6 protein-coding genes are annotated in these 5,448 nt (G+C 68.7%); 2 read left to right on the top strand and 4 right to left on the bottom strand.

Translation table 11 applies throughout. The features are described 5' to 3' along the window. Positions 1 to 184 precede the first annotated feature (184 nt). Positions 185 to 994, bottom strand: a complete 810-nt coding sequence (locus SACHA_RS0105755) for an SAM-dependent methyltransferase (protein WP_157601602.1) — start codon at positions 992 to 994, stop codon at positions 185 to 187. Between the two features lie 317 nt (positions 995 to 1,311). Between SACHA_RS0105755 and SACHA_RS0105750 the strand changes: the two genes are divergently transcribed. Further along, positions 1,312 to 2,172: a phosphoribosylaminoimidazolesuccinocarboxamide synthase gene (locus SACHA_RS0105750; RefSeq protein WP_019807883.1), complete on the top strand. Its 861-nt coding sequence runs from the start codon at positions 1,312 to 1,314 to the stop codon at positions 2,170 to 2,172. A gap of 188 nt (positions 2,173 to 2,360) precedes the next feature. Here SACHA_RS0105750 and SACHA_RS0105745 read toward each other — a convergent pair whose 3' ends face one another. The 3 genes from SACHA_RS0105745 to SACHA_RS0105735 form a co-directional block, all read right to left on the bottom strand. Continuing rightward, positions 2,361 to 2,909, bottom strand: a complete 549-nt coding sequence (locus SACHA_RS0105745) for a PIN domain-containing protein (protein WP_028662922.1) — start codon at positions 2,907 to 2,909, stop codon at positions 2,361 to 2,363. 84 nt (positions 2,910 to 2,993) lie between these two features. Beyond that, positions 2,994 to 3,515: a helix-turn-helix domain-containing protein gene (locus SACHA_RS0105740; protein WP_019807881.1), complete on the bottom strand. Its 522-nt coding sequence runs from the start codon at positions 3,513 to 3,515 to the stop codon at positions 2,994 to 2,996. 326 nt (positions 3,516 to 3,841) lie between these two features. Continuing rightward, positions 3,842 to 4,141: a DUF3040 domain-containing protein gene (locus tag SACHA_RS0105735; protein ID WP_019807880.1), complete on the bottom strand. Its 300-nt coding sequence runs from the start codon at positions 4,139 to 4,141 to the stop codon at positions 3,842 to 3,844. A 234-nt stretch (positions 4,142 to 4,375) separates the two neighbouring features. Here SACHA_RS0105735 and SACHA_RS20510 point away from each other — a divergent pair. Then, positions 4,376 to 5,448 (top strand): AI-2E family transporter (locus tag SACHA_RS20510; RefSeq protein WP_019807879.1); only part of this gene is annotated, 1,073 nt, incomplete at its 3' end.

Below are 5,448 nucleotides of genomic sequence, written 5' to 3'. Positions count from 1 at the left end.
GGCCGCCGTGGGCACGGCCGGTCACCTGCTGTTCCTCGGCACCGTGGTGCCGCTGCTGCGCCGGGTCGCCCGGGGCGGGACGGTGCGCTCCCGGCGGCTGCGGACGACGGCCATGCCCCTGGTGATGGTCGCCGACGTGCTGATCGTGGCCGTCGGCCTGCTCTCCGGCTGATCGGTCGGCCGGTCAGGGCTTACGGCCCAGGCCCGCGTACATCCGGACCTTCTCCGGGTTGCGGTCCACCTCGTCCTCGGAGTCCGGCCGCCACAGCGGCACGGGCACCACACCCGGCGCGACGAGGTCGAGTCCGTCGAAGAACCGCTCCAGCGTGTCCCGGGAGCGCAGGCTCACGGCGGGCCACTGCCCGAACCGCAGGCTCTCGAAGATGCGGAACCCGGCGAGCACCTGGTCGTCCTCCCCGAAGTGCGACAGGGCGAGGTGACCGCCCGACGGCAGGGCGTCGACGTAGGAGCGCACGAGACCGGCCGGGTCGTCCGCGTCCGGAATGTGCAGCAGCAGCTCGATCATCAGAATCGCGACCGGCCGGTCCGGATCGATCAGCGCGGTGACCTCGGGGTGTGCGAGCAGCTCGGCGGGACGCCGGACGTCGGCCACCACGAACGCCGTGTTGTCCGTGCCGTCCAGCAACGCCCGCGAGTCCGGTTCGATCGACGTGTCGGCGTCCACGTACACCACACGGGCGCGGGGGTCCTCGGCATGGGCGACGTGGTGGACGTAGTGCGCGTTCGGCAGGCCGGACCCGAGATCGAGGAACTGGGTGACACCGGCCCGCATCAGGTGGCGCACCATCCGCCGCACCAGCGACCGCTGGGCGCGCACCAGGTACGGGATGTGCGGCGCGCACAGCTCGATCCGCTGCGCGAGTCGACGGTCCTCCTCGGTGTGGTTCGTGCCGTCGACCCAGTAGTCCCGGATCCGGGCGATGTTCGGCACGACGGACGGATCGGGATCCGTCGCGCCGATGGGGAGTCCCACGTCGAGCACGCCTCCTCGTGGTCATGGGCAGTGCCGCATGCTGATGATCGTTCCCCCGACCGCCATCGACGACCCTACCGGCCGGAAACCTGACACCGTAGCGGCGTGCATGCGGAGGGTGACGAGGTACCACTGCCCGGAACAGGCGCCTGACCAGCGATTCGCCAGGATCGAGGACGGCAACCGCGCCGCTCGGCGTCACTCCGCGTCACCTACGATCCGATTAATCGTGATACCGGTCACATTCCGGGCGGGCGGTGCCCGATCGCGCCGGCGACCACGGCCGGGCCCGACCGGACGGGACGGCCGCGGCTACGATGACCCACGTGCAGCACCTCCACACGGGCAAGGTCCGCGATCTCTACAGCGACCGTGGCGACCTCCTCCTCGTCGCCTCCGACCGCATCTCGGTCTACGACGTGACCCTGCCGACCCCGATCCCGGACAAGGGCGCCCTGCTCACCCAGCTGTCGGTGTGGTGGTTCGAACGCTTCCGCGACCTCGTCGGCAACCACCTGATCTCGGCCACCGACGTGCCCGCGGAGTTCGTCGGCCGCGCCGTGCGCTGCGCCCCACTCACCATGATCAAGGTGGAGTGCATCGCCCGCGGGTATCTCAGCGGCTCCGGCCTGCGGGAGTACCGACGGTCGGGGACGGTGTCCGGTGTGCCGCTGCCTCCGGGGCTGGAGGAGGGCAGCAGGCTCCCCGAACCGATCTTCACACCCACCACCAAGGCCGAGACCGGGCACGACGAGGCGATCACCTTCGACGACGTCGTGGCGCAGGAGGGCCGCGACACGGCGGAGCGCCTCCGGGAGCTGACCCTGCGGATCTACCGGGAGGGTGCCGCGCACGCCGCCGAACGGGGGATTATCGTGGCCGACACGAAACTCGAGTTCGGCTGGGACGCCGACGGACGGCTCACCCTCGGCGACGAACTGCTGACGTCCGACTCGTCCCGGTTCTGGCCCGCCGACGAGTGGGAACCCGGCAGGCCGCAGTTCGCCTTCGACAAGCAGTACGTCCGGGACTGGGCGACCTCCGGCGGGTGGGACAGGACGCCACCGGGACCGGAGATCCCCGCCGACGTGGTGGAGGCGACCGGGCGGCGCTACACCGAGGCCTACGAGCGCCTCACCGGACGGACCTGGACCGGGGCACCCATGTCCGGCGGGTGAAAGTCCGGGCGCGTAACCCGGCCGGGCCCACTACGGCACGGAGTCCGCGAGTGACGGACCAGGTGCTCCGCATCCTAACCAGCGGATCGACGGGCAGACGCTCGACGGCGGGTCAGTGCCCGCCGGGGATGCGTATCGGGTGCCCGGGCAGGCGGCGTTTCACGCGGCGACCGTATTGCGATACTCGGTCAGAGGAGACGCCGGACTCCAGCGACGAAGCCGGGTAGCGGTTCCTCCAAGCAGCCGAGGAAATAGTCGAGCGTTTCCGGGGGCTTGCGGCGCACTTCGACAATCCTTCGCAAACACCCGAGGGTCTTCTCAGGATAGAGGTCGAACTGGTCGAGCAGGAAGTCGTCCGGGCCGACAGCCTTGAGATCGTACGGCTCCAAGGCAGCGCTGGGGAAGTCCTTGAGGTTCGCGGTAACAACCACTTCGGCGTTGGCGCGTACGGCGGCGGCCAAGACGTGGCGGTCCTTCTTGTCGCACTCCATCGCCTCGATAAGCGTGTCGTAGCCCGCGACCTCGGCATCGGGGAAGGCGTCGCGCATAGCACGGACGCGCCTGGCAGCTTTCTCCGGCGATTGGCCGATCTTCGCGACGAGGTTGCGCTCGACCTCGTCCAGGATGTGCGTGGACCACAGCGGGCGGTAGGTTTTCTCCTTCGCGAGGTACAACAGGACGCTCGCGGGATTGTACGGAACCAATACACATGCGTCCAAGAGCGCAGGAAAAGCCACGTCCGACAGTGTGCACTACGACGGTCCCGTTCGGCGAGTGAGTGAGGTGGGCGCGCTCTGCAACGCGCCCACCTCCTCCCCTTGTTATCGGGTTGAAACGAAGGTGGTGAGTTCGTCGGCCGTTCCGTCGTGGGCGGATTCGTAGGTCATCTCGTCCAGCGTTTCCTCACGCTCCCGACGAGTACGCTCGTCATACTCCAGCACGTCGGTCATGTAGACACGACGATGGCGGCCAGTCATGTGATAGGGAATCTCGCCGCGCTCCAGCAACTTGACGAGTGTGGGGCGCGAGATGTGCAGTAAGTCGGCGGCTTCCTGTGTGGTAAGCACGGCGTTCGAGGGCTGAATTACTACCGCAAGCCCATTGTGCAGGTCGTCAACGACCTGCAGGAGCAAGCGATACAGCTGGTCGGGAAGGGCAACCTCCCCTCCGCTCGGCCCCACCAGCTTGGCGCCCTCGACAGAGGTCGGGCGTGCTTGCGCACGTGCGCCGGGGTGTCGCTCGTTGCGCACGAGGTTGTGCAACGAGTCAGCCAACCGCTCGTAATCCCCCTGGTGACGCTCGTCCGGTGGTAGGAGCGTCCGCTCCTCCAGTGGGATGGACATGGCTTCTCCTCTACTGGCGTAGATGATCAGGGAGGGGGCCTGGCCAGGGCGTCGGTCTCACACCTAAGGCTAAACGAAATAAACGAAACGAGCAAAGTACACCGACCTCTGCAATGGAACAAGACCACTCCCTGAGGGAGGGGATCCAATATATAGAAGTCAGATGCTTCTTCCTCGGCACATGTTGTGTTCTCTGATTGAGCCCCCTGAGTGGGTGACCACACACGGTTCGGTGACGAGACGCCGTTGCGCCAACGCGCACCGAACCGTCGACGGCGGAGCGTGGCGCGCCGCACCGCCCCGAGACGCCGCCTCGTGTAGGGATCTCAGCCGGGTCCGGCTCCTCCGGCGGTCGGTGGCTGCGCGTCACCCCAGTGCGCCACATGCAGACACGCGGCGACGGCGAGCAACACGGCACCGAAGAAGATCAGGCCGAAGTTCAACGTCATCGCCCCCAGCACGATCAGCCCGAGGGCGAGCGCGTCGGTCACGTAGCGCAGCACCCGCGACCGCAGCACCCCGCCGGGACTTCCCCCCTCGCCCAACTGCCTGGCGAGGTCGGGATCGTCGTGCTCGAACCACTGCTGAATCCGTTCGAGCTCCTGCCGTTCGTGGTGGCTGAGCATGGCGTGCCCCCGAACTCGATGATCATCCGGTGTCTGCTGGAGCATCGGTCGTCGGCCGACCGGGCCACCGGAAACCGGTCGCGGACCCGGCCGTGCCCACATCGGTGGACTACCCGCCCGCGCCCCGCACAAACGGGTTTCGATCCGGCCGTAGCGGCTACCCATGCCGGGGATCTGTCAGTGTCCGGGGACGGTGCGTGACGGCACGGGGCGTGCCGAGGCGGGAGGTGCCGGGTGGCCGAGCCGGCCGTGCGACTCACTGCCGGGTCACTGCGCCGCGCGGCCCTCGTGTCGGCCTACCTGCTGCTCATCGTCGGCGCCCTCTGGGCGCTGACGAACGCGGTGCGGCACCTGAGCTACATCGTGATTCCACTGTTCGTGGCCCTGTTGCTGACCGCGATGCTGGAACCGCTGGTGAGCCTGCTGACCCGGCACCGCTGGCCCCGCCCTCTCGCGGTGCTGAGCGCGCTGATCGTCGGGGTGGTCCTCGTCGGCGGGCTGGTCACCTTCGTCGTGTTCTCCGTGCTGGACAACTTCAACGAACTGCGGCGGCGGGTGTCCGAGAGCCTCGCCCAGCTGCAGCAGTGGCTCGCCGACACACCGCTGCCGATCAGCGGTGAACTGGTCGGGCGGGCGCAGCAGTGGCTGGGTGGCAACCAGGCGCAGGTGATGACCCGCGCCCTGACGGCGTTCAGCACGGTCGGCTCGTTCCTGGTGGGACTCATCGTCGCGCTCGTGTTGTTCATCATGCTCATGCAGGCGGGCCCGAAGTTGTGGGCGTTCACGCTGCGGCCGTGGCGCCCGGGCACCCGGGAGATCGTGGACGACGCCGGGCGCCGCGCCTATCACAGCGTCGTCCTCTACGTGCGGGTGACCGCGCTGGTCGCACTGATCGACGCCCTCGGGATCGGGATCGGCCTCGGGATCGTGGGAGTGCCCCTCACCGTGCCGCTGGCCGCCCTGGTCTTCCTCGGCGGGTTCGTCCCCTACGCCGGTGCCGTGGTGTCCGGCTTCCTCGCCGTCGCCGTCACGCTCGTCAGCAACGGCCTCGTCGCCGCGCTGATCATCCTCGGGGTGGTGCTCGCGGTGCAGCAGCTGGAGGGACAGGTGCTCCAACCGGTTCTGCAGGGCAACTTCACGAACCTGCACCCCGCGGTGGTCCTCGTCGCCCTGGTCATCGGCGGTGCCGAGGGGGGCATCGCCGGGATCCTCTTCGCGGTGCCCCTCGTCGCCGCCGTCCGCGGCATCGTGCTCGCGGTGGCCGACCACCGCCCCGGCCCCGCGGGCGACCCGGACACCGCCGGAGG

The sequence above is a fragment of the Saccharomonospora halophila 8 genome, from assembly GCF_000383775.1.
GTDB lineage: Bacteria > Actinomycetota > Actinomycetes > Mycobacteriales > Pseudonocardiaceae > Saccharomonospora > Saccharomonospora halophila.
Note: the sequence above shows the minus strand (reverse complement) of the source record. Positions and strands in the feature narration are given on the sequence as shown.

Bases quoted from the DNA above. Each gene is read 5' to 3' on its own strand.
- SACHA_RS0105740 (WP_019807881.1), bottom strand. From the start codon at position 3,515: ATGTCCATCCCACTGGAGGAGCGGACGCTCCTACCACCGGACGAGCGT.
- SACHA_RS0105735 (WP_019807880.1), bottom strand. From the start codon at position 4,141: ATGCTCAGCCACCACGAACGGCAGGAGCTCGAACGGATTCAGCAGTGG.
- SACHA_RS0105750 (WP_019807883.1), top strand. From the start codon at position 1,312: ATGACCCACGTGCAGCACCTCCACACGGGCAAGGTCCGCGATCTCTAC.